General features: G+C 60.6%; 18 protein-coding genes. 5 read left to right on the top strand and 13 right to left on the bottom strand.

Annotation, left to right across the window (positions count from 1 at the left end; all coding sequences use genetic code 11):
• The first annotated feature begins 238 nt into the window (after positions 1–238).
• Complete coding sequence (locus CCR96_RS06780) at positions 239–526, top strand: hypothetical protein (protein ID WP_201219127.1); 288 nt, start codon at positions 239–241, stop codon at positions 524–526.
• A gap of 148 nt (positions 527–674) precedes the next feature.
• Here the strand turns inward: CCR96_RS06780 and CCR96_RS06775 are convergent, their stop codons facing one another.
• From CCR96_RS06775 to CCR96_RS06740, 8 genes are read right to left on the bottom strand one after another with little or no spacing between them, the layout of a single operon-like run.
• Positions 675–1,547: a hypothetical protein gene (locus CCR96_RS06775; protein ID WP_201219125.1), complete on the bottom strand. Its 873-nt coding sequence runs from the start codon at positions 1,545–1,547 to the stop codon at positions 675–677.
• Positions 1,547–3,397 (bottom strand): AAA family ATPase, encoded by a 1,851-nt coding sequence (locus tag CCR96_RS06770; protein WP_201219123.1) that lies wholly within the window; start codon positions 3,395–3,397, stop codon positions 1,547–1,549. Before CCR96_RS06770 ends, CCR96_RS06775 begins: the two co-directional genes overlap by 1 nt.
• 31 nt (positions 3,398–3,428) lie before the next feature.
• The gene (locus CCR96_RS06765) at positions 3,429–5,186 is read right to left on the bottom strand and encodes an acetate and sugar kinases/Hsc70/actin family protein (RefSeq protein WP_201219121.1); all 1,758 of its coding nucleotides are present in this window, start codon (positions 5,184–5,186) and stop codon (positions 3,429–3,431) included.
• A gap of 13 nt (positions 5,187–5,199) precedes the next feature.
• A complete protein-coding gene (locus tag CCR96_RS06760; protein ID WP_201219120.1) occupies positions 5,200–6,816 on the bottom strand; it encodes a hypothetical protein in 1,617 nt (538 codons plus the stop codon).
• A 19-nt stretch (positions 6,817–6,835) separates the two neighbouring features.
• Positions 6,836–8,038 (bottom strand): restriction endonuclease subunit S, encoded by a 1,203-nt coding sequence (locus CCR96_RS25310; protein ID WP_201219118.1) that lies wholly within the window; start codon positions 8,036–8,038, stop codon positions 6,836–6,838.
• Positions 8,035–9,609: a type I restriction-modification system subunit M gene (locus CCR96_RS06750; protein ID WP_201219116.1), complete on the bottom strand. Its 1,575-nt coding sequence runs from the start codon at positions 9,607–9,609 to the stop codon at positions 8,035–8,037. The genes CCR96_RS25310 and CCR96_RS06750 overlap by 4 nt, the downstream gene beginning before the upstream one ends.
• Positions 9,610–9,612: 3 nt before the next feature.
• Positions 9,613–9,855, bottom strand: coding sequence for a type II toxin-antitoxin system Phd/YefM family antitoxin (locus CCR96_RS06745; protein ID WP_201219114.1), 243 nt, complete (start codon positions 9,853–9,855; stop codon positions 9,613–9,615).
• Positions 9,856–9,912: 57 nt separating this feature from the next.
• Positions 9,913–13,626: a DEAD/DEAH box helicase family protein gene (locus CCR96_RS06740; RefSeq protein WP_201219113.1), complete on the bottom strand. Its 3,714-nt coding sequence runs from the start codon at positions 13,624–13,626 to the stop codon at positions 9,913–9,915.
• An 85-nt stretch (positions 13,627–13,711) separates the two neighbouring features.
• Between CCR96_RS06740 and CCR96_RS06735 the strand changes: the two genes are divergently transcribed.
• The 4 genes from CCR96_RS06735 (at position 13,712) to CCR96_RS06720 (ending at position 15,984) form a co-directional block, all read left to right on the top strand.
• Positions 13,712–14,746, top strand: coding sequence for a virulence RhuM family protein (locus CCR96_RS06735; RefSeq protein WP_201219112.1), 1,035 nt, complete (start codon positions 13,712–13,714; stop codon positions 14,744–14,746).
• Between the two features lie 12 nt (positions 14,747–14,758).
• A complete protein-coding gene (locus tag CCR96_RS06730) occupies positions 14,759–14,905 on the top strand; it encodes a DNA modification system-associated small protein (RefSeq protein ID WP_201219111.1) in 147 nt (48 codons plus the stop codon).
• Between the two features lie 66 nt (positions 14,906–14,971).
• Positions 14,972–15,388 (top strand): TA system antitoxin ParD family protein, encoded by a 417-nt coding sequence (locus CCR96_RS06725; protein ID WP_201219110.1) that lies wholly within the window; start codon positions 14,972–14,974, stop codon positions 15,386–15,388.
• A complete protein-coding gene (locus CCR96_RS06720) occupies positions 15,385–15,984 on the top strand; it encodes an ATPase (protein ID WP_201219109.1) in 600 nt (199 codons plus the stop codon). The genes CCR96_RS06725 and CCR96_RS06720 overlap by 4 nt, the downstream gene beginning before the upstream one ends.
• A 55-nt stretch (positions 15,985–16,039) precedes the next feature.
• Here CCR96_RS06720 and CCR96_RS06715 read toward each other — a convergent pair whose 3' ends face one another.
• From CCR96_RS06715 to metH, 5 genes are all read right to left on the bottom strand, one after another.
• Positions 16,040–16,588, bottom strand: coding sequence for a Uma2 family endonuclease (locus tag CCR96_RS06715; protein ID WP_201219108.1), 549 nt, complete (start codon positions 16,586–16,588; stop codon positions 16,040–16,042).
• A gap of 69 nt (positions 16,589–16,657) precedes the next feature.
• A complete protein-coding gene (locus CCR96_RS06710; protein ID WP_242518665.1) occupies positions 16,658–19,348 on the bottom strand; it encodes a type IA DNA topoisomerase in 2,691 nt (896 codons plus the stop codon).
• 126 nt (positions 19,349–19,474) lie between these two features.
• Positions 19,475–19,804, bottom strand: a complete 330-nt coding sequence (locus CCR96_RS06705) for a hypothetical protein (protein ID WP_201219106.1) — start codon at positions 19,802–19,804, stop codon at positions 19,475–19,477.
• Positions 19,805–19,827: 23 nt separating this feature from the next.
• Positions 19,828–20,085 (bottom strand): hypothetical protein, encoded by a 258-nt coding sequence (locus CCR96_RS06700; RefSeq protein ID WP_201219104.1) that lies wholly within the window; start codon positions 20,083–20,085, stop codon positions 19,828–19,830.
• A gap of 37 nt (positions 20,086–20,122) precedes the next feature.
• On the bottom strand, positions 20,123–24,028 hold the full coding sequence (gene metH / locus CCR96_RS06695; RefSeq protein ID WP_201219102.1) for a methionine synthase: 3,906 nt from the start codon (positions 24,026–24,028) through the stop codon (positions 20,123–20,125).
• Positions 24,029–24,177: the final 149 nt, after the last annotated feature.

The following is a 24,177-nucleotide window of genomic DNA, read 5'->3' as shown; positions in this document are numbered from 1 at the left end:
TGGCAAACCAGCCTCGCTGGAACAGAAACCGCAGGCGTTCGCGAACCGGCCTTGCTGCAAACAGGGACGCGCAAGAACAAGCAAACCGCGAGCCAGATTGGAGCCGATCCAGCGGATCAGCTTAATATCGCAAGATCGTCCAAGCCGTCCAAGCCGTCCAAGCTTTCCAGGCCCCCCGGCTCGGCTAAGCCCTGTTGTCGGCCAAACCGCTCAGCAAGCACTATCACGGGAGTTGCCCATGACCACAGCCGCCTTCCGCCCACCGCCGGGCGGGCTCGCCCTACTCTTACTGCCGCTGCTGTTGCTCGGCCTACACTACGGCTACGAAGCCTGGATCGCCGACGCCTGCCTCGATCGCGGCGGCGCCTTCGACTACGAGACCTGGACCTGCTCCATCAGCGCGCAAGTCGAAGCCGCGCGCCCCTATCTGCACCGCCACTGGGGCAAGGCGACCATCGCGCTCAGCTTCTCGCTCAGCGGGCTGATCGTGCTGCTGTTGAGTTGGTTGCGGCAGCGGCGGGGTTGAGGATGGGAGCTGATACGCCGACGATCTATTGCGCGAGATCTTCAGCAACAGCCAAAACCCCGAGCCAAACGCGATCTCAGAAAGTTAGCAGCATCCGCGAATAAGTTGATGCGATTACCCTGGAGCAGGTACTAATTGGCTCGATCACTTACCTGGAAAGCTCCAAAGTAGCTTTACCAGCTTCCAGCAACTGATCCAGTTCTGCCAATGTTCTGTGAGCTTCATCTCGGGCGACAATATTGATGTTTGCAAGATCAGCGTGGGTTCCCTTTTTAACGTCCGTCATGAATCCATGACCAGAACGGACAGCTCCCACTTCAGTAATCACGTATCGATCGTGAAAATATCTATCCGGCGCCTTGATCCATTCAAAACGAACATTGGCATGCATGGACCTAAATTCACGGTCATACACATCCTCGATGCCACATGTCTCCATCGCTGTAGCAATCCGTAAACAGCGTACGGATGTGTTAGGAATAGCCTTGAATAGCTCCACCAAGACCGCATTCCCAGCAAGCCGAAAAAACTGATCTACGATCGTAACGCAATCACTCAACACTAGAAGGGTTAAAATGCCTTCGACAATGCTTTTTGGGTCGCTTCTGTCCACGGATATCGAGGCAGGGACATTCCATTCTCCGCACCCTTCGTTGACCTGGTCAATGTCGATTCTGTCCTCGCCACTTCCATCAGAAACAATGCACGAGAACCCTCGGATCTTCCGTTGCGCTTCGGCCCAATCCTGCCAGCAGTTTGCAGCAACGCCCTGCCTGTCTCTGGTTAGCAAAAATTCCTCGCTTGTTTTTGACCGACCGAGCTTGTTCAGATAGTTCTTGACCGATTGTTTTCTGATCGTCTTGAGATCGGACTCCTTGACATGAGTCATGGCCTCCCTGGCCCATGACTTGATTTCAGCCGAGATATACCGCCCTTTCTCGAACCCGAAGTGTTGTTTGACCAGATTGTAATACTCGATGTCCGCCATGCAGCGTGGATCAAAGGCAACCTCCTTGTACATCAGAACAGCTCCTCATCCCGTTCATCGAAAAAGCCGTTCGGCCACTCATCGACGAAATCGCCATCAGAATCGATCCGCAATCGAGTAAAAGATGTACCTTCTGGTGAGGGTTGGACATACTGAACCGAAACGTCTTCTTTCGTTAGTGCCTGCTCGGGCAACGCGTCGCTGACTGTCGCCTGACTGGTCCGAATCCGGCGCAAGAGCCGGAGCAACAAATGCTCGCTGTGGGTTTCGATCAGCATCAGCTTATTGTGCTGTAGGGCATACCTGGCGAAGAGATCCGCCAACTCCACTTGAACCGCCGGATGAATATGCAGCTCTGGCTGCTCGATGGCGATAACACCCGTTCTCTGCTTAATCGCCAACACCACCACCGGGAAGACCTGCGAGAAACCAACTCCGATATCCTGTGGCATGACCGAGAGGCCAGTTTCATCCTCCAGAAGCGCAACGCGAGTCCGAATGGGCAATTTCGCAATCGCCTCCTTCAGCAGCAACTGGTCGTCCATGTCCATCTCACGATCGAGCAAGGTCAAAGCCGCTTCGTTGACCGCAAGTTCCCGGTACCGCTGGACATCAAGCTGGTAGCCGGTTTTGAGGCACCGCTCACTGAGCCAATAGTTGATCTCACTGACAACGGTGTCCGAGGCCGTGTGGATAGACTCCCAGGCCGCCAGACCCTTGGCCCAGCGCGATCGATCCGGTGTGATCTGCGGCTGGAGGTTTCTGGGTGGTAGATCGCGGATGGGTCCGATGTAGAAAACATCATCCACCCAATCCTTTAGTAGGCTGACGCCACCAGCGACGAGACTGGAAATCAGGGACTCGGCGAGCAACTTTGTTGACGAGAAAACGAACTCAGCTGCGGTCTCGGCACCGTCACCAGCCACCCAGTCGGTCTTGTCCACCCAAACTGCCTCGTCAAACCGTATTCCCTTGGTCAGATTCGGCAGCGCATCAGGCTGGTCCTGGACGCCAATATAAACCAGCTCTTTGTCTTTTCCGAGGTTGCCAGCCTCTGACTCCAGCCGCTGTCGCAACTCGGCTGCCCTCCGGGAGGGTCGGCTGCGAAGCTCAGCGTGGAGCTTGTCGAAAAGTTTTCGATTGCGGTGGACACCGCTTTCGATCAACTCCGCGAGCTCGTCCAACGACCGATTGGCGTACGGCTGCTGTTCGTTCAGCAGTTCTCCAAGACCGGCACCATATGCCTCCCGTTCCCCCAAACTAGGTTGGAACACCTGGGCCAATCGCTCTTGCAGACTTTCGTCGTCCGAGTCATTGGCGAACACCGGATGGGACAAATCCAGTGCATCGAAATAGACCTGCTTCTGATCGGTGGTACAGGTCAGACGGGCAAAGCGCCTGCCGTTCAAAGAAACATCCAGCGTTTCGCAGAAAGGGGCATTCAGGAACTCGCTCCAGCGGAGCGAGATAGCCACCGAGAACTCACTGACGGCATCCAACCACTCATCAGGCAGAAATGCAGCCCCTGTATCCAATGCCGCCTGCTCAAGCTCCTGCCGCTCATGATCCGTGAGGTAAGCCGGCAAATCCTCACCACTCTCTAGGGCAAAGGCCACCGCGATCGTCATCGCCTCATCAAGTTTGCGCTGATGGACGAGATTCCTAAAGCCACCTAGGTCTAGCCAGTTCCCACCAAGCGTGGTGGTATCAGGGTCATAGTTGCCGTGGACCAATACCTCTCGCAGGTATATCAGCGCTTGCAGAACGGTGCTCTTTCCCGCGCTGTTCGGACCGAAAAGCAGTGTGATCGGTGCCAAGTCAATCGGTTGCGCATGGGCACCGATCCCCTTGAAGTTTCTGAGTTGAAGCCGCGTCGGCCTCATAGAGGCACCTCTCCAAATATGACAGGCTCCACTAGTTGCCCTTCACGTAGTATCCCCCCAGTTTTGGGGCCTGGGTCACATCACCAGCAGTAATACGCGCGGCTGCGCCCCGTTGAATCAATCGGCGGCGCGCACCACCGAGGGAGACAGCAATTCGCGGATAATCTGCTTCCAGGTTCTCATCGAGTTTGCGCAGCCAGTTCGGAAATGATAGTGCCTGCGCCACCGGAATGTGCTGTCCGTTCACTTTAATCGATCCCGCTGCCAGCGCCTTGACCATGGGCAGCTCTGCACCACCACCTGTGAGCGCCACTACCAGCCGCCTGCTCGGATGAGCCAGGATCCAGTTGATCCAGCTTGGATCGACTGCTTCCAGAATATCGACCATGGCTCCGCGCAGATTGGCGCCGAACTGCGCCACGGCGTCCAGCTCAAGGAACTCCGAAAGCTCGATGTCCACCTCAGTTCCATTCATCAACGATACAAAGATGAACTCGTCGTTGAACAGCGATTCCTTCAGATCGCGAATTTGTAGCTCCAGCGCGCTCCGAACATTGACCCACATCGGATCATCAGAAGTCATGCCGCTCTTCTTGATGATCAACTCTATGAGCATCCGGTCGAGGTGATTTCCCGCCTCGGTCAGCCCCCTCGACGAGTCCTTGATCTCTAACGCCACGTTTTTGTCGGACGTCGGGTCGAAGTGAACGCGATAGAGACTCAGATCGCTTGTTCCGGCACCAACATCCACGACCAGGATCAACATATCCACGACTGTCTTCCAGCTCAAGATTGAACCCGCGACGCCCAGTGGCTCGGTGATATCCTCAGCCACATAGACATAGTCGCGCGGTTTGCTGCGGAGCTCTTCAACCGCAGCCAGAAATTCAACCAGGGCAATACCGTTCTTTAGTGTCGAGTAGAAGGTGTCGGCAAGCACCTGCGCCTCACCCACCACCCGACCCAGGCGGTGAACAGTTTCCCGACCCTTCTCTCCCGGCAAACAGGGCATCGCAAACCGCCTTGGAAGATTCCAAGGGTAGCCTATTTCCTCGAGACAGGAATTTACCGCCCACGTCATGAACATCAGATAAGCGAGCACCATGTCGCCGTAGGTGATCGCCAGATCGGTCGGATTCAGGCGCGGCCCCACCTGTTCATTCCAACCCTCTTCCGAGAGGCGACGCTTGATATTGTCGAGACGCTGCCGGGAACCATCTCCACCTTCGACCATCGATCGATCAACTGCGGCCTTGCCGAACCACAGCTTTCCGTTTGCATCAATATAGACGGAGGAAATCAGCATCACCTCGCTGACTTCTTCCTGATCACCCGGCACGCCGAGGCGCAGAACATGGATATCCTCGGAATTCGTATCGTCGTTGTCCTGCACAAGGGTTGCCTTTGACATCGCCGTACCGAAATCGAGACATAGGCGAACATTCTTAGGGGGCGATGGTCGCGTCAGCGCACTGAGATCCAGATCGATTCGCGGCCTCGCTGGAGGCGGTTCTAGTTCTTCCGGAGTTTCAACTGGCGCCGGAGTTGATCCCTCTTGTCCCGGAAACGCAGGAATCGGGGATATCGGAGCACTGACCGGCGCGACCGGCGGTTTAACCGCTATCGGTATTGACGGAGCGACCGGGTCATCAAACAGCCCAAGTGCCAACTGCAACGCCTCGACTTCGGCGTCGGTCAGCACCCCTGGCAGTTGATGGCTACCGTCATCCTGCGTCTTGATACGCTTCAGCAGATTGCGCAACAGTATCTTGGCTTCGACTGAGTCCACTTCGTTCCCTTCCTCATTCCTCGTCCGGTTCCACCCAGGGCTTGACCAGGGTCTTGATCTTGCCCGCAAACTCTTTCTTGATGCCGTCGCGGACCACCTTGACCCGGCGCACGCCGGCCTTGTGGCCACCAAGCAGTTCGTGCTCGAGCGGGTTGTACTCGAGGCGCTCGCCCTTCAGATCTGTCTTCGTCAGCTTACGCATTCGTGCCAGACGCCGAGCGGTCTGGTCGATGCCCTGATAGCCATCCACGGCCTTCTTAACGGTGGACGCCAGCACCGGCTCTGATATCTCCAGCAAAGGTACGACCGCACGCCCCACCTTGCCCATGGCCTCGCGGTTGCTGTCCACCTCGATGAGTAACGCCCCGATCTGGGCATCCTCATTGTTGCCTACCTTGTGCTCGACATGCCGCCGCCCTTCCGATTCACCCCCTGCGGTTCTCCACCACTCCGCAACCTCAGGGTCGAGATCTCGGGCGTCTTGGAAGTGGCGCTTGATCGCCGCAGCAACCTGTGGACGCGAGGTATAGCAGGCCAGCAGACAAGACAGGATCTCCTTGTACTGACGGTTCTGGCGGGCAAGCACCAATGCAGCTTCCAACAACGCGACACGAATCTCGGGGAGCACGACCGATTGGTCAATGAAACGCCCCCAGACACCCGGGCCAAGCAGCTTCTTTCCTTGGTCGAGCATGCCGTAAGTCGTCGCATAGAGCGCTGTGGAGAAACGTAACTCGATCACACGCCGCAAGATGGTCAGCAGATGATCAATCGACCCGAACAAAACAGCTTGGTCCAACTCGCCCAGCTTTCCTGTCAGAAAGGCTTTCATGCAGTCGGCCAGGCGCGCGCCGACCTCCGCGCCCACATCGCCCCGCCAGCGTTCGGCGATATCCCGCATGACGCCAAAGATCCGGCGCACCCGCTTCAGACGGGCCTCTGCGTTCTCGAAACCACGCAGGACAGTGACATGATCCGTAATCGCGCTCAACCAAGCAGCGATTGATTCCTCACGTACAAGGTTGGCAGCCAGTAACTCCCCCCTGGCGTTATCCGCCGTATCGATCGCAAGCGCTTCACGGTAGGAATACTCCCTTGTCCAGGAGGCGCTGCAGTAGCTGATGACAGTGGCAGCGTAGGACTTGGCGTCACCGTCCTCCAACGTCTCAATGGATGCTGGCTCACTGCTGAAGATCTCGTCGGCACGATCGAAGATGACCTGCTCGCGGCTGCTACGCGCAACCGCTGCTAGGCGCCCGAGGATCGCGGCGGACAGCAGCTCATGCTCGTCGGTTTCCTGATTCAGCTCAACCACCTTCTCGACGACTGAATCCAGGTTGTTGTCCTTGATCAGCGCCTGGATCTTCCGCTCGGCCATGGCCTGCGTGAGTAGTTGATTCAACTCGCGCAGATCGGCAGAGAGCTCGATGTCGCTGAGGGTGACCTCCTTGCCGGGTTCGTCCTTGCTCTCATTAGCGCGGATATGCTGGAGAAACTTCAGTTGGTCGTTGCCGGAGATCGGGTCGTCTTCGCTGCTGACTGCGATCCCTGCCTCTTTGAGCTGGGCCATCAGGCGCTTGATGGGGATGCCTCGGTCTCGGGCAAGCTTTTTGGCTGAGATTCCGTTCATTGTTTTTGCTCTCCTTCGGTCAAAGTTCGCCAGCGAATGCTCGCTTACTAAGCGCGTCAGCTAGGTCACCAGCGTTCCTCGCGGCTGAACAAAATGCTTTTGCAATCTGGCCGTCGACATGGCGAACCATAGCTTCGAACTGCTGTTGGACATTTGAATTCGGAAGTGGAATCGGCAAGCGGTTCAAATCTTTTGCATACACAGCAAAAACGCTTGTGGTCCCCGATTTGAGTTTATCTAGTTCCCGTTGGCCACCTTTCGAATTCAGAAAATAGCTGACGAAGTGCGGAGACACTCCATCGACAAAGCGAACGCGCATGATGTTGTTGTTGAACAAAACATCTCTTTCATCAGAATTGAATACGGTACATTTTCCGACCAGCTCCTTCGAATTCCTTGTATTGAACAAGAAATCTCCGTTTCTCAATGAGTATTCACTGACTTCGGCCGCAGTGGCAGATGTCGATTGAACAAGCTCTCGCAAGAACCCGCCCCTTGAAGTGATGGCATCCATACGGACATACGGATACTCAAAACTCTCTCCGAACTCGGAGGCGCTTCGAACCAGCCCAATCTTGGCGTCTCTTACAAGCTCGCCAAAGGGCTTGGAATGCCACCCCTTTGGATTCGTAACCGGATCACCAAAGAGATTCAGAAAGACCGAGCGGAGGAACTGATCGGCGAGTTCGATGGCTTGATGGCGTTTGCGGCGGATGGCATCGGCCTTGTCGAGGATCGCGGCGATGCGTTTTTGTTCAGACAGCGGGGGCAACGGGATTTCAATCGCTTCCAAAGTACTCTTGCGTAACGCGGGGACAGTCGTTGCACCTGTATATGCGTAGAGATCCAATCTACACATAAAGTGATATAGATAATCTGTATCGACTATCGATTCTCTCGGCACCAATCCCATCGAATTGTTATCGACAATCATCTCGGTAGTGGTGACAGCGCGAAAGTTCTGCCGTATCGCTTCGCCAATTTTTGCGAATACAATGCTGCCAACCGGCAGAGGCTTCCCCCGAATCTGGTTCAGTTCTTCTTTGTCGATGTAATTTCCCGCAGAACCTATGTATTTCTGTCCGGCACGGGCTACCGCAGAAATATCTCCAACCTTCGCAAAGGGATAATCTCCTGCTTTTTTCCCTTGGTATTTGTTCGGGAAGCCATATCCCGCCTGAAGCGACCCTACCTCTCCTAGATACGCGACCGGCCAACTCACAACATCCCCTCCAACTCTTCCATGTCCTTCATAATCGCCCCCTCCAGCGCCTTCATCCGCGCCAGGATCTCCTGCGGCGGGTCGTATGCCTCCTCCTGATAGGCCACTTCCTTGTAGCGATTGATCGACAGGTCGTACTTGTTTCCGGCGATCTCGGCCCGGCTGACCCAGAAGCTGGGTGCGGTGCGGTCGTTGGCGTCCGTCTCCGCCACCGCCTTGTCGCGCCGCTTCCAGGCCGCCAGGACCTTGGGCATGTCCCCAGCAAAGCTCAGGGGGCGGCCTTGCTCGTCGCGGTAAAGCAGGTCGCGCTTGTCGTCCAGGGAGTAGCCGTCGTCCTGCACGTCGTAGAACCAGACCTGGTCGGTCTCGCCGCCCTTGATGAAGATCAAGATGGCGGTGGCAACACCGGCATAGGGCTTGAACACTCCGCTGGGAAGATTGATGACGGCGTCGAGCTGGTTGTCGTTCACCAGCAGTTGGCGCAGTTGTTGATGGGCCTTGGAGGAGCCGAACAGCACGCCCTGCGGCACGATGGTGGCGCTGCGCCCGCCGGTTTTGAGCATGCGCAGGATCTGGGCGACGAACAGCAGCTCGGTCTTCTTGGTCTTGACCAGACGAGAGACGGCCGGGTTGACCGTGTCTTCATCCAGCGATCCTTTGAACGGCGGATTGGCGAGCACGACGTTGAAGGCGTCCTTCTCCTTGGCCGGGAAGCGGTCGGCGAAGCTCTGGGCCAGGGTGTCCTGGTAGTGGATGTCCGGGTCTTCGACGCCGTGCATGTAGAGGTTCATCGCGGCGATGCGCAGCATGGTGTTGTCGAAGTCGAAGCCATGGAACATGGCGGTCTTGATGTGGTTCCACTGGGCTTGGTCGAGCAGGTCGCCGGTGTAGGTGACGGCCTCGGCCGGCTTGCCGTCCGGCCCTTCGATCTGCTCGCGGATCACGCCGTCTTCGGAGCTGTAGGTCTCCAGCAGGTGTTCCATGGCGTTGACCAGGAAGCCCGCGGTTCCGCAGGCCGGGTCGGCGACGGTTTCCTCGGGCTTGGGGTCGAGCATGCGCACCATCAGCTTGATAATGTGGCGCGGCGTGCGGAACTGGCCGTTGATGCCGGCGGTGGTGAGCTTGCTCAGCAGGTACTCGTACAGGTCGCCCTTGGTGTCGCCGGACTCCAGCGGCAGGTCGTTGATCATCTGGATGGCCTTGACCAGCAGGCTGGGCTTTTCGATGACCAGGCGGGCATCCTTCATGAATTCGCCGAAGCGGATATCGCTGGTGTGCTCGCGAAAGTGCTTGAACACCTGGTCGCGGACCAGGGCGAGCAAGCGGTCCGGGTCGCCCTCGTGGACGAACTGGCTCCAGCGCAGGTGCTGCTGGTCGCTGGCGAAGCGCGGCGTGAAATTCTTGCCGGTGCGGGCCTGGCGCTTCTCGTCGCGGGTCTCGTTGATGTCGAGCAGGCGGGCGAACATCAGGAAGGTGATCTGCTCGATGACGGTGAGCGGGTTGGCGATGCCGCCCTGCCAGAATTCGAGCCAGAGTCTGTCGATCTTGTTCTTTAGTTGGCCGGTAATCATGCTCTACCACTCGACCTTTTCTGAATACTCACTATCGGGTGCCTGCATGGCCTCGCGAATGGAATCCGCCATGCCGGGGATGGCGTTCAGGTAGAGGGTTTCGGCAATGGCGTTCCAATCATCCTCGGACAGCAGGATTGCATTACCGCCTTCGCCGGTAATGACCACGGGTTGATGGTTGGCGGCGGTCTGTTCGATGAGCTCGGTCAATTGGCGGCTGGCGTCTCGAGTGGTGATGGATTGCATGTTGCTCATTCTCCTCGGCGCGGGTGACTGGTTGATGGTCGGGACGGCTTTCCCGCGTTAGCGGCGCTCAGCCGGCTGGCGACCAAAACTTTGGACGATCGCCAGCAGCCGGTCGATTTGGTCGTCGCTGTCGAATAGGCTATCCGGATCGCCGAGCGAGACGAACGGCATCTCGTAGAGGCTTTCGAGCTCGATGGCGCCGCTGCGGGCAATCTGGCGCTTGAGCATACCGAGAAACTGGACCTGTTTGGCCTTCAGGCTCGGGTAGGCTTGCACGAACTCCGCGAAGCGTTGGTTCACGGCCTCTTCATCCATGCCGATCACGGCACGCAGGATCTGCTCCATGGGCGCGGCGGTGTCGTAGAAGCCTTTCAAGGTATTCAGGTCTATGTCCGGATGATGGGTATGGACCAGGGCATTGAGCGCTTCCAGCTCTTTTTCGGTCACGGGCATGCCCTGGCGAATCTTGGCGATCACCGGGTCCTTGTCGAACAGCGCATTGAGCGCCTGCTCAACCTTGACGCGGTAGGCTTTCAGGTCCACGGTGGCGAGATAGGTCGTCTGCGCTTCGCGCACCTCATCCCCGTCTTCGATGTCGATGATGGGCGGGTCGGAGGAGCCGCCACCGCCGGTGTCCCGGAACTTGAGGATGTCGCGCAACGCAATCCGTGCCCGTTCGATCTCCTCCAGCGATGCCTTGCTCCACCAGCCGGGCTCGCGCGCCTGCTTGATCTCCGCGGCCTTGGCTTTCACCTGGTTCAGGTTCATCTGCAACTGGTGAAGCTGGCCGATCGCTTCACCGACATGATCATCGAAGCGTGAAGACTGCTTGAGCTTTTCCTGCTGGATCTTGGTGATCAGCAGGTCCCACTGATAGGCTTCGGCATGACCCCGGATATCGACCCACTGCATCAGCGGAGCGATTTCGGTTTCGAGCAGGACGACCGTGTTGGCGGCGAACTGCCGGATCACGTCCAGTTCGCTCATCCGTTGCTTGATCTTCCACTTGTCGCGAACCGCCAGCGCCTTCTCATCGAGGCTGTTGACGGCCTTGTGCATCCACTGGGCCAGTTCATCGAAGAAATCGACTTCCGCCGCATTAAGGGCCGCTTTCGCCAGCGTGAGCCGTGCTTCGAACAGGCGCTGCATGGTGGACTTGGACTGGCTGACCGTGACATCACGCGGCTTGAGTCCGTGGTACTCGACCACGCCCCAGTGATCGAAAATCTGGAAGTGGGTCTTGTGCTTGCCCGGACCAAACAGGTTCTTGCACAAACGGGTGCCGCGACCAACCATCTGCCAGAACTTCACCGGTGACTTGACCGGCCGGGCGAAGACCAGGTTGACCACTGCCGGGACATCGATGCCGGTGTCGAGCATGTCCACGGAGATGGCGATGGTGAGCTGGTCGTTGCTGCCCTCGCCCTTGAAATCGTCGATCAGGTCTTCGGCGCGCGGGTCGTAGTTGTCGATGACCTGGCAGAACTTGCCCGCGTACTGCGGAAACAGCTCGTCGAACAGTGCTTCGAGCAGCTTGGCGTGACGATGGTTGCGGGCGAAGACGATGGTCTTGCCCAGGGTCTGCCCATCCGCTTGGCGGATGCCATGGTCCATCAGGTTCTGCAGGATCTTGCGGTTGCTGTCCTTGTTGTAGATGGCGCGGTCGATCTCCTGGCTGTCGAAATCCAGCGCATTCGGGTCGATGCCCTTGTCTTCGAGCTCGGCGACCTGTTCCGGGGTCAGGGCGTGCCCCTTGATCCCCTCGCGGAGGAACTTGGTGGTGTGCTTCACGACCTGGTAGGGAACCAGATAGCCCTCTTCGATGGCGCGTTCGAGGTCGTAGTTCGAGGTCGGCTGCTTGAAATCGCAATCGAACAGGCGGCAGGTCGAACGGCTGACCATCTCGACCGGGGTGGCGGTCAGGCCCAATTGCAGCGCGTCGAAGTAGCGGAAGAGGTCACCGTAGATGTTGTAGATGCTGCGATGCGACTCGTCGGCGATCAGCAGGTCGAAAAAGCCCGGATCGAATGTGCCGTAGATCTGGAGCATGGCCGGATAGGTGGCGACGAACACCTGGTTGGCGGTGTCATCGACACTCTTGCTGCTGAGCACCGTGACGGGCGCGGTGAGAAACGCCGAGTAGGCATTCTTGGCCTGCTTACGCAGTTCTTTGCGATCACACAGGAACAGAATGCGCTTGGCCCAACCGCCCTGCATGCAGACATCGGACAGCGCGATCGCCAGGCGGGTCTTTCCGGTCCCTGTTGCCTGCACCGCCAGCGCCTTGCGCTGCTTGGATTCGTAGCGCTCGCAGATGCGCTTGAGTGCTTCGTGCTGGTACAGCCGATCGGTCAGGATCTCGGGCTTCGGCGCGACGGTCGAGAACGCGCGGCGCTCCGCGCGCTGCCTGATTTGGTGCTGCAGGCTGCTCTTGGCGTAGAAATCGTACAGACGACGCGGCGGGTAGCCCTGGGCCGGGTGATCGTCCCACATCCAGATGTCGTGGCCGTTGGTATAGAAGATCACCGGACGCTGTCCATGCATCTTCTCCAAGCCGTCGGCATAGTGCCGGGCCTGGTGACGGCCTTGCTCCGCGTCCACCGCCGTCTTCTTGGCCTCCACCACCGCGAGCGGCTTGCCGTTGTCATCCCAGAGCACATAGTCGGCGAAGCCCTCGCCGGTTTTCGTCGGCTGGTGCAGAACCTTCTCTTCCTGGGTCACCTGATCGGTATTGGCGCCCTCGACGCCAAGATCCCAACCACGCCCCGCCAGGAGCGTATCGATCAGGCGGTGGCGGGTTGCCTGCTCGCTGAATTGCAGCTGATCGGCGACCTTCCGCGCTTTGACCTGCAGCGCGGTCAGCTCTTGGGCGGTCTTTTCAAGCCGCGCCGCTTTGTCTCTTTGCTGTTCCAGTTCGCCGAGCAGCGCCTGCATCTGGGCTTCCTGCTTGGCGTACTGTTCCAGCAGTGCCTTGCGCTCCTTCTTGTACTGGTTCTTGGCCGAGACGGGAGGCTGCGGCGACTCAAAGTCGGGCAACGCGGAGGCGTCGCCATTGCCATGGGTGGCGAACAGCCAGCGCCCCAGATCCCAGGCTTCCCGGACCAACCAGAGCGCGCTAGTGCTGGAGACGGTATCCCCGTGGGCGGCCTTGTTGCCGTGGATGCGAATGGCGTGGAGCTTCTCCACGACCACGGCCGGCGTCATGGACTTGAAGGCATCGTTGCTGAGCAGGTCCATGAAGCTGGACATGGGCGCACGCGGCAGGCCTGCCTGCTGGTAGACAATGCTGACGCAGCGCTCGGCGAACGCGCGCAGCTTCACGACCGCGCTCTCAGGGTCACCGTGGACATACTGCTCGGCAAACCCGCAGAGCGACGCCAGCTCAGGCCAGCGTGGCCGCAGGTGCTCGAAATTCAGTGAATGTATCATCTCAGTTGTGCCCATGCTCGCCTTCCAGGCGAAGACCGTGCCCGCGTTATTCACACGGCGTCCTAGACTATACGACAACGCAGGCTCCAAACAGCAACGGCACGAAGAAGGAGTCAACGCATGACCGATCCTCAAGCGCCAGCTGTCCCGCGCGAACGCGATCCCGATCTGGTCAATGCCGAAATCGCTCTGCAGCGTGCCGCCCTGCGCGCCCGCGAGAAGGCGTGGCGCCACGGCGTGCCGGTGGTCTATTCCGAGGACGGGATCATCAAGTACGAGTATCCGCCAACGACGAATGAATTGAGAGACGAGCATGCTTCGACATAAAGGCGGCCTCGCCATTCCAGCGACGCGGGAGCTGGTCTATGCCGCGTGACGTGGAATCCAGCGTCCGGCATCTCTTGGTCGAGATTTGGGAGGATACACGATGAAGAAGGACCAGCCATCTGACGACGACGCCAGGGGCCAGTTCCTGGTCTACGCGGCCGAGGACGGGCGCATCAAGATCGATGTGCGGTTGGCGGATGAGACCGTCTGGTTGACGCAGCCGCTCATGGCCGATCTGTTCCAGACGACACAGCAGAACATCAGCCAGCATATCCGCAACGTCTATGACGAGGGAGAGTTGGCTGCGGAGGCAACCAACAAGAAATTCTTGTCGGTTCGCCAGGAAGGTGGTCGAGCGGTCCAGCGCAACCTCGACCACTACAACCTCGACATGATCATCTCGGTCGGCTACCGGGTGAAGAGCCATGTGGCGACGCGCTTTCGGATCTGGGCCACCCAGCGGCTGAAGGAATACATCATCAAGGGCTTCGTGCTGGACGACGAGCGTCTGCGGAATCCGGACCAGCCCTTCGATTACTTCGAGGAGCTGACCCGTCGCATCCAGGACATCCGCACCTCGGAGCGGCGCTTCTACCAGAAGATCACCGACATCTACGCCACCAGCATCGACTACGACCCGACGCTGGACATCAGCATCCGCTTCTTTCAGACGGTGCAGAACAAGATGCACTGGGCCATTACCGGCCAGACCGCCGCCGAGATCGTCCATAGCCGCGCCGATGCCGAGCAGCCCAACATGGGCCTGACCAACTGGCGCGGGTCCAAGATCCGCAAGCAGGACGCGGGCATCGCCAAGAACTACCTGACCGAAGACGAGCTGGCAGCCCTGAACAACCTGGTTGAGCAATACCTGATCTTCGCCGAGGGCCAGGCCATGCGCCGCATCCCGATGCACATGGGCGATTGGGTCGCCAAGCTCGACGCCTTCCTGAACATCAACGACCGCCAGATCCTGACCCATGCGGGCAAGATCTCGCACCAGATGGCGCAGCAGCGGGCGGAAGACGAGTATGCGAAATTCCGCCAACGACGAATCAGCAAGCAGGACCAGGCGGGCAGCGACTTCGATAAACTGATCGAACGCCTGCCTGCCGGCAAGCCCTCTGGCAAATAGGGAGAGGCCTCTATGACACTGGCTGATGACGACCGGCAACTGCTGCGAGCGCTGCGCGAACAGCACGGCGTTAGACTGGACAAGGTACTCAAGCTGCTAGAAACGGTGCGCGACTATGAGCTGAAGGATCGCCGCACCGGGGTCTATGACGCGTTGTAGCAATCTGCTACAGTGCTGATGTCCCCGAACCCGAGCAGAGTCTGCGCAAGCAAGCAGAACAGGACCATGCCGAAATCCGCCTCCCCTGTCCGGCTCCAAGAAAACCTGATGCAAAGCGCTAGCCTGGCTGGATCGCAGCTTCATCGCAGTGCCGCTGAACAGATCGAATACTGGGCCTCGCTGGGGCAGCAAATCGCCGGTTTTGTCGATCCACAGAGCCTGTTAGATGTCGCCGCAGGCTTGGCACGGCTGCGCGTCGAGCCGATCATGGCTCAGCCCATCGCTTCCGAGGCGGTCTTCGCGGCTGTAGAGACGGATCGGCGCTCCGGGGCGCTGCAGCAGAAGGTCACTCAGGCCGCGATACGCTATCAGGCTTCGCGCACGCATCCAGGCTATCTGGAGCAGATCGACGCCAACGGCCTGCGTACCCTTGGCACCTTGCGCCAGGGTGTGTTCGTCCCGCTCGAAGAGCAGGCGGTTTGACCAACGCTAAACAGCTTTGGCTGCTCGTCGGCGGCAACGGAGCGGGTAAAAGCACCTTCTATCACCTCTACCTAGAGCCGCTCGGCCTGCCCTTCGTCAATGCCGACATCCTCGCTCGGATTGTCTATCCAGAGGCACCCGAAGCACACAGCTACGACGCCGCCAGGCTCGCCGAGCAGCAGCGCCACCGCCTGCTGCTCAGTGGCGCGAGCTTCTGTTTCGAGACAGTCTATTCCCATCCCTCGAAGATCGACTTCGTCGCTCATGCCAAGGCCTTGGGATACCGGGTGATCATGGTGCTGATTCACCTCGACAGCGCCCAGCTCAACCAGGCCCGGATCGCGGAACGGGTCGCCGAAGGCGGCCATCGGGTGCCGGATGAAAAGGTGATCAGCCGAATCCCGAGAATGCTCGCGCAGGTCAAGACATCCCTTGCGCTCTGTGATCAGCTCCGGGTCTACGATAATTCCTTCGCGGACAATCCTTTTGTGCCCGTTTTGTCGATCGAAGATGGCCGTGTCCTGCAGCATCTTGATCCTCTGCCGGATTGGGCCGAAGCGCTGTTGGCCGCTGCCCGTGATGAGCGAGACGGATAGCGAGGCGGATAGCGAGACGGATAGCGAGCTGCTCAAGCTGTTGCGCATAACGTTCCTACTCCATGCCAAGCATATAGGCCAGGTCCAACTCGATCGCCTCGAACGGCGGGATGCGGGCGCTGGTCTCATCCTTGAGGGTGGCGATGACCTTGTAGTGGCCGTCTTCGAGGGCGTGCGCGATCAGGGTGCGGTCCTCAGGCCAGATCAGCCAGTAATAGGGCACCTTGTGTCGCTGCAGCAGCAGCGGCAAGTGCAGCGTGTCCTTGCGCTCATGGCCGGGAGAGACGATCTCGCACACCCAATCCGGCGCCAGATCCATGACTCCACTCGGCATGCCCGGCAGCCGTTCTTTGCGCCATCCTGCGAGATCGTGCGATGGACATTCGTGCGCTTCGTAAGCAACGCTGACCTCGGTGGCAATCCACCAGCCGCCGGGACCGGAGCTGCGGGTGAGCGCATTGAGCTCGGCGCGGGCATTGCCCTGCACCATCCCATGCTGAAACCTCGCCATCGGCCGCTGAACAATCTCGCCGCCGATCAGCTCGACGCGCTCATCGTCAGACATCAGCAGATCATCGATCGTCTTGAGCTTATGGGCTTCCATTGATCATGTCTCCAAAGGCCAGCTGTTTGATCACCGTCATCAGCCGATTGTCGCAAGGCATCGCAGGCGTTACCAGACCGGAGCCACCTGGCCATCCTGGCCAAGACTGAGGACAGCGCGGCCGGAGCGGCCGTCATCCGCATGCAGTCCCTCGATCGGCGCTGTCTTGCCATGTTCGACCAAGGCGCGCAGCTCGGCCTCACTCAACGCATGTCCGGCGATGACCTGCCAGATCACGAAGTCGCAGCCCTCGCGCCAGCGTGAGCAGCCATAGCCGCGGCGCCCGACGATGAGCTGGCCTTGACCACACTTCGGACAGCCCAGTGGCCTCAAGTGCAAGGCTGTGCGGATCTCGGCGAGCTGCGCTGAAAACGCGCTCGCCGCATCCGCTCGCGGCTCTCGCGGCGTTGTTAGCTTTGGCGGCGCGGGCGCAGTGGCGCGCCCGCGAATACCTGAATCGGAGGGGCGCGCGCCTTGCAGTTGGCGCCCCCCGGAACGCCCTCGACGTCCCGCACTGTCGCCAGGAGACGCCTTCTTGCGCGAACGACCGGAGGAGGTCGATGTGGCTGTCCCACGCGCCGCCCGCGCTGCCGCCACCTGCTCAGGTGGCAGCGTGGCGCCGCGCGCTACCTGCGGAATCAGCTCGGTCACGAAGCGATTGATATCGGCATGAAAGGCAGCCGCCTCGGCGCGCCCTTCCTCGATATCCTTGAGGCGCTGCTCCCAGCCGGCGGTCAGCTCGGCGCTCTTCAGCGGCTCGGCGACCAGACCGATCAGCGCCCGCCCTTTCTCGGTCGCGACGAGCTGCTTGCGCTGGCGCTCGACATAGCCGGTGCGGATCAACTTCTCGATGGTCTCGGCGCGGGTTGCCGGGGTGCCAAGTCCGGCGCCCTTCATCGCCGCGGCCAAGGCCTTGTCCTCGATCTCGCGGCCGGCATACTTCATCGCGTTGAGCAGGGTCGCGTCCTCGAATCGCTTTGGCGGCTGCGTCTCCCGCTCAACGAGACTCAATGAGGCGACATGCACCTTCTGCCCCTGAGTCAAAGCCGGCAGTAAGTCGGCTTCATCAGCGCTGGAGCGACCTGCCTGCGCCTGTGGCCCGCGTGCTTGTTGCTCATGCGCTTGTTGTGCCGAGCCTCCGGGCTGTGATCGGCCCTGGTGCCGTCCAGCAGCGCCAGCCGCGGCCGCTCCATCGACTCGCCCGAGCTGGCGCGGATCGGCGCGCGTCCAGCCTGGATCGGTCACCACCCGACCCTTGGCGATGAAGGTCTCACCGCCGATATCGAGCTGAACCTCGGTCTCATCGACGCGCTGATCAGGCAGGAACACGGCGACGAAGCGCGCGGCCACCAAGTCATAGATGCGCCGCAGCGGCTCGGGTAGCGCGGATGGTGGCCGCGTGGCGGTCGGCAGGATGGCGTGGTGGTCGGTCAGCTTGGTTTGGTCGACATAGGCGCGCCCGAGCCGATGACCACCGGCTAATCGCGCTAGGGCCTCGCCTGCAAGCGGATGGTCGAGCTGCTGCAGGATGCCGGGCAGTTGCGGCACCAGATCCTCGCCGATGTGGCGGCTCTCAGTGCGCGGATAGCTGATCAGCTTATGGGTCTCGTAGAGGCTCTGCGCCAGCTCCAGGGTCTTGGCGGCGGTGAAGCCGTAGCGCCGATTGGCCTCGCGCTGCAGCGTGGTGAGGTCGAACAGCGGCGGTGGGCGGTTGCGCTGCGGCTTGGTCTCGACCGAGACGACCGTCCCCAGGTTCTCCGGGCGAATGCGCTCGCGCAGTCGATCGCGCAGTGCCTCGGCCTCGGCCTTGTTGTCGAGCCGAGTCGGATGCTCACGCGCATCGCTGTTCGCTGGCTGGCCTGGCTGGCTTGGCAGACCTGGTTGGACTGGCTGGCCTGCTTGACCCGACCGGTTATCGGATTGCTGGTCTCCATGCTGATTTCGCGGCGGGCCGCTCTGCGGACCTCCCTGCTGCTCTCCGCGCTGGCCTGCTCGCTTGGCGATTTGCCCGTCTGCTTGTCGTCCCGCCTGCTGGCCTGTTTGCTGTCCCGCCTGCTGACTGGGCGGCGGCTTGTGGTACTTGGCCTCGAAGCCCTCGGCCAACTGCGCGATCAGTTCATAGAACGGCGTCGGCACAAAGGCATCGATGGCCTGATCGCGGACAACAATCATCGCCAAGGTCGGCGTCTGCACCCGTCCGATGGTGCAGAGCACCCGATTGTGGACGGTATAGGCACGGGTCAGATTCATGCCGATCAGCCAGTCGGCCTGAGCACGGGCGCGTGCCGCTGCTGCCAGCGCATCATAGTCATGACCGTCGCGCAGTTGCGCGAGACCAGCGCGGATCGCTGCATCGGTCAGGCTCGAGATCCACAGCCGCTGTACCGGCTTGCGACAACGCGCATGTTCAGCGATAAGACGAAAGATCAACTCGCCCTCGCGCCCAGCATCGGTCGCGCAGATCACCCGCTCGGTGCCGGGATCGGTGAGCAGCGCCTTGACGACCTTGAACTGGGCCGCGGTCTTCTTGTCGGTCCGCAGCCGCCAGCGCTCCGGCAGCATCGGCAGCTGCGCGAACGACCAGCGCCCGGCCCAGGCCTCGCCATAGGCATCCGGCTCAGCGAAATGCACCAGATGGCCCAGCGCCCAGGTCACCCGCCAGCCCTGGCCCTCGAGGTAACCCTCACGCCGCGAGGTTGCGCCAAGGATGCGCGCGAGATCGCGGGCGACACTGGGCTTTTCAGCAACAATGACACGCATTCAGATCAGACGTGGTTGGTCATTGGTCTACTCAGCACCCAAAGCACTGGTCGCCACCCATTCCCTTGCAGCTGATCGACGCGACCGGCTCTCCTCGATCAAGACAGCGTCGGCAGTCGAGGTCGATCAGTGCCTGGCCTCCAGATTCTCGACGCGGGTCTTCAGGTCCTTCACGTCTTCCTCGAGGATCTCGACATGATGCGTATGGAAACGCTCATGCTTGGCCTGATCTAACGCGATCTGGCGCATGAACTTGCCGAGGTCGGCAAGCCCTTGCTCAACGTTACCAAGCCTCGCATTGGTCTGATCGAGCCTGGCATTCGTCTGATCGAGCCTGGCATTGGTCTGATCGAGCCGCGCGTTCGTCTGATCGAGCCGCTCGATGAACTCAGTACGCAGACCACTAATGCCGTCACGGATCTCGCGCAAAATCTCAATCGTTAGATCAGTCGACATGTTGACCTCCGCTCTACCTTTCCCTAACCCTCGCGTAGCTCAAGACGCTGCTCAATGCGCTGAATCCGCTCAACAAGCCGATCGATCATCGCCTGCTGAAGCGCGACGTCTTCCGCCTGTCCAACTGCATCGCGTCGCACGCCGGCAACCGAGGTCTCGAGCCGATTCAGCCGATGTTTGACCTCAGAAAACTCACCGCGCATCTCCGTTTGAAGGCTCGCGATCTGATTTCGTAAGGCACGAAACTGCTCCAAGATCAGATGCTCAATGTTATCGGTCATGGTTGGTTACCTGATGCGACGCTGAGCGAAAGCGCTCCTACTCCGGATCATAGCCCAACACCGGCGACAGCCAGCGCTCGGCCTGCTCCAGCGTCCAGCCCTTGCGCTGGGCGTAGTCCTCGACCTGGTCCTTCATGATCTTGCCGGTGCCAAAGTAACGCGACTGCGGGTGCGCGAAGTACCAACCGGAGACCGCCGCAGTGGGCAGCATGGCGAAGCTCTCGGTGATGGTCAGGCCGATGCGCTGATCGGGCTTGAGCAGATCCCAGAGGGTGCCCTTCTCGGTGTGGTCCGGGCAGGCGGCATAGCCGGGTGCCGGGCGGATGCCTTCGTACTTCTCGGCGATCAGCGCGTCGTTATCCAGCTGCTCGCCGGGCTTGTAGCCCCAGAGCGTCGTGCGCACCAGCTCATGCAGCCGCTCGGCGAAGGCCTCGGCGAGGCGGTCGGCCAGGGCCTTGAGCATGATCGAACTGTAGTCGTCGTGATCGGCCTCGAAGCGCTCCAGGTGCTCGTCGATGCCGATGCCGGCGGTGACCGCAAAGCCGCCGATCCAATCGCGCTTGCGGGAATCCGCTGGGGCCACGTAGTCGGCGAGGCTGACGTTCGGCTGGCCGCGACCGGCGGTGCGCTGCATCTGCTGGCGCAGCATGCGCAGCGTTGCGCTGACCTCGCTACGGGTCTCGTCGGAGTAGATGGCGATATCGTCATCGCCAATCCGATTGGCCGGGAAGAAGCCGCAGACGCAGCGTGCTTGCAGCCAGCGCTCCTTGACGATCCGCTCGAGGAAGGGCCGCGCGTCATCGAATAGCTGCTGCGCCTCCTTGCCGACGATCTCATCGGTGAGGATGGCGGGATACTTACCAGCCAGCTCCCAGGCCTTGAAGAACGGCGTCCAGTCGATGTAGTTGACCAGATCGTCGAGCGGGTAGTTGTCGAGGGTCAGGATCACCGCATCGCCGCTGCGCTCGAGCTTGATGTCCTTGGCATTGAGCCCCGGCAGCGCAGCCGCGAGTGCCGTCGCTGGATCGCTGCCGCCCGCTCCCGTTGGACTGCCTGCACTCTTGGCTAGCTTATCGGCTGCACCACCAGCTGCCTGTGCCGCTTGTGCCGCTGCAGCCGCATCAACGCCCTGCCCTCGCTCAGCGCCAGCCGCCAGGATCGCCGGCTTTGGCGGCTCATAGCTGGCCCAGTCGATCTCGGTCTTGTTCGCGCGCGCATCGGCCAGGCTCATCAGCTTGCTGGTCTTGCCCTTGGCCGCGCGCTGCTGGCGCACCTGCTCGTACTCCTCGACGATACCGGCGACATAGCCATCGCGCTGGGTCTTACTCAGCAGGTTGGAGACCACGCCGACCGCGCGCGAGGCATCGGGCACATAGATCACCGGCTCCTCGCGCTGTGGCGCGATCTTCACCGCGGTATGCACCTTGGAGGTGGTCGCGCCGCCGATCAGCAGCGGCTGGGTCATGCCCTGACGCTTCATCTCCTTGGCGACATGGACCATCTCATCGAGCGACGGCGTGATCAGACCGGAGAGGCCGATGATGTCCGCCTTCTCCTCGCGTGCCCGCTGCAGGATGGTCTCGGTCGGCACCATCACACCCAGATCGATCACCTCGTAGCTGTTGCACTGCAGCACCACGCCGACGATGTTCTTGCCGATGTCGTGCACATCGCCCTTCACCGTCGCGATCAGGAAGCGGCCGTTGCTCTCGTGCTGGGTGCCAGAGGCCTCTTTTTCGGCCTCCAGATAGGGGAACAGATAGGCCACCGCCTTCTTCATCACCCGCGCCGATTTGACCACCTGCGGCAAGAACATCTTGCCGGCGCCGAACAGGTCGCCGACCACGTTCATGCCGTCCATCAACGGCCCTTCAATGACGTGCAGCGGCTTCTCGGCGGCCTGGCGCGCGGCCTCGGTGTCTTCCTCGATGTACTCGGTGATGCCCTTGACCAGCGAGTGCTCAAGCCGCTTGTTCACCGGCCAGCCGCGCCATTCGAGGTCTTCGACCTTCTCGGCGCTGGAGCCGTCGCCCTTGTACTTGGGCGCCAGATCCAAGAGCCGCTCAGTCGCGTCGTCGCGGCGATTAAGGATCACATCCTCGACCGCCTCGCGCAGCTCCTCGGGCAGATCATCGTAGATCGCCAACTGGCCGGCGTTGACGATGCCCATGTCCATCCCAGCCTTGATGGCGTGGTAGAGGAACACGGCATGGATCGCCTCGCGCACCGGGTTGTTGCCGCGGAACGAAAACGAGACGTTGGAGACGCCGCCAGAGACCTTGGCATGCGGCAGGGTGCGTTTGATCTCGCGCGTGGCCTCGATGAAGTCGACCGCGTAGTTGTTGTGCTCCTCGATGCCGGTGGCGACGGCGAAGATGTTGGGGTCGAAGATGATGTCCTCGGCCGGGTAGCCGACCTGCTCGGTCAGAATCTTGTAGGCGCGGGTGCAGATCTCGACCTTGCGCGCCTGGGTATCGGCCTGACCGACCTCGTCGAAGGCCATCACGATCACTGCCGCGCCATAGCGCCGGCAGAGTCGCGCCTGCTCGATGAACTTCTCCTCGCCCTCTTTGAGCGAGATCGAGTTGACGATGGCCTTGCCCTGCACGCACTTGAGGCCGGTCTCGATCACGTCCCATTTCGAGGAGTCGATCATCACCGGCACCCGCGCGATGTCCGGCTCGGCGGCGGTCAGATTCAGGAACCGGTGCATCGCCTCGGCCGACTCCAGCAGGCCCTCGTCCATGTTGATGTCGATGACCTGGGCGCCACCCTCGACCTGTTCCAGCGCCACGCTCAGCGCGGTATCGTAATCCTCTTCCTTGATCAGCCGCTTGAAGCGCGCCGAGCCGGTGACATTGGTGCGCTCGCCGACGTTGACGAAGAAGCTGTCGGCCTTGATGTTCATCGGCTCCAGACCAGAGAGCCGGCAGGCCGGCTCCAGCACCTTGGCCTCGCGCGGGGTCATCCCGGCGACCGCCTCGGCAATCGCCTTGATGTGCTCAGGGCCGGTACCGCAGCAGCCGCCAACGATGTTCAGGAAGCCGCTGCGCGCCCAGTCGCTGACCTCCTCGGCCATCTCCTCGGGGCCGAGGTCATAGCCGCCGAGCTCGTTCGGCAGGCCGGCGTTAGGATGCGCCGAGACCCGGCACTCGGCGATCCGCGCCAGTTCCTCGACATAAGGACGCAGCTCCTGCGGCCCGAGCGCGCAGTTCAGACCAATGCTCAGCGGCTGGGCATGCCGCAGTGAGTTGTAGAAGGCCTCGGTGGTCTGCCCGGTCAGGGTGCGGCCAGACTGGTCGGTGATGGTGCCGGAGATCATGATCGGCCGCTCAACGCCGTCCTCGTCGAACACCTTCCAGACCGCGAACAGCGCCGCCTTGGCGTTCAGCGTGTCGAACACGGTCTCGACCAGGATGATGTCAGCACCGCCCTCGATCAGCCCGCGGGTCGACTCGGCATAGGCCGTGACCAGGGTGTCGAAATCGATGTTGCGGAAGCCCGGATCATTGACATCCGGCGAGATCGACGCGGTGCGGTTGGTCGGGCCGAGCACGCCGGCGACGAAGCGCGGCTTGTCGGGCGTTGCGTAGCCGTCGGCGGTCTTGCGGGCCAGTCGCGCGGCCTCGACGTTGATCTCGTACGCCAGTTCCTCCATGCCGTAATCGGCCATCGCGATGCGGGTCGCGTTGAAGGTATTGGTCTCGAGGATGTCGGCACCGGCGGCCAGGTACTCACCGTGGATGTCGGCGATCAGGTCAGGCCGGGTTAGCACCAGCAGGTCATTGTTGCCCTTGAGATCGCTCGGCCAATCCTTGAAGCGCTCGCCACGGTAATCGCCCTCCTCCAGCTTGCGGCGCTGGATCATGGTACCCATGGCACCGTCGAGGATGAGGATGGTCTGTTCGAGGCGTTGCTTCAGGAGGTTGGTTCGATCACTCATAACAAGTTGCTGGGTCCGGTGGTTAAATGAGGGTCCGCAGCCGCTGGCGGTCAGCAGGCCAAGACGGGCCGCGTTCAGATCGCAGCCGCGCAAGCGCCAGTATCAGATGGCGCGCCGTCACCCCGAAAGATGAATCGCGTGAGATTCCG

The organism is Halochromatium roseum (assembly GCF_016653315.1).
Lineage (GTDB): Bacteria > Pseudomonadota > Gammaproteobacteria > Chromatiales > Chromatiaceae > Lamprobacter > Lamprobacter roseus.
This window is presented reverse-complemented; position numbering and strand designations above follow the sequence as displayed.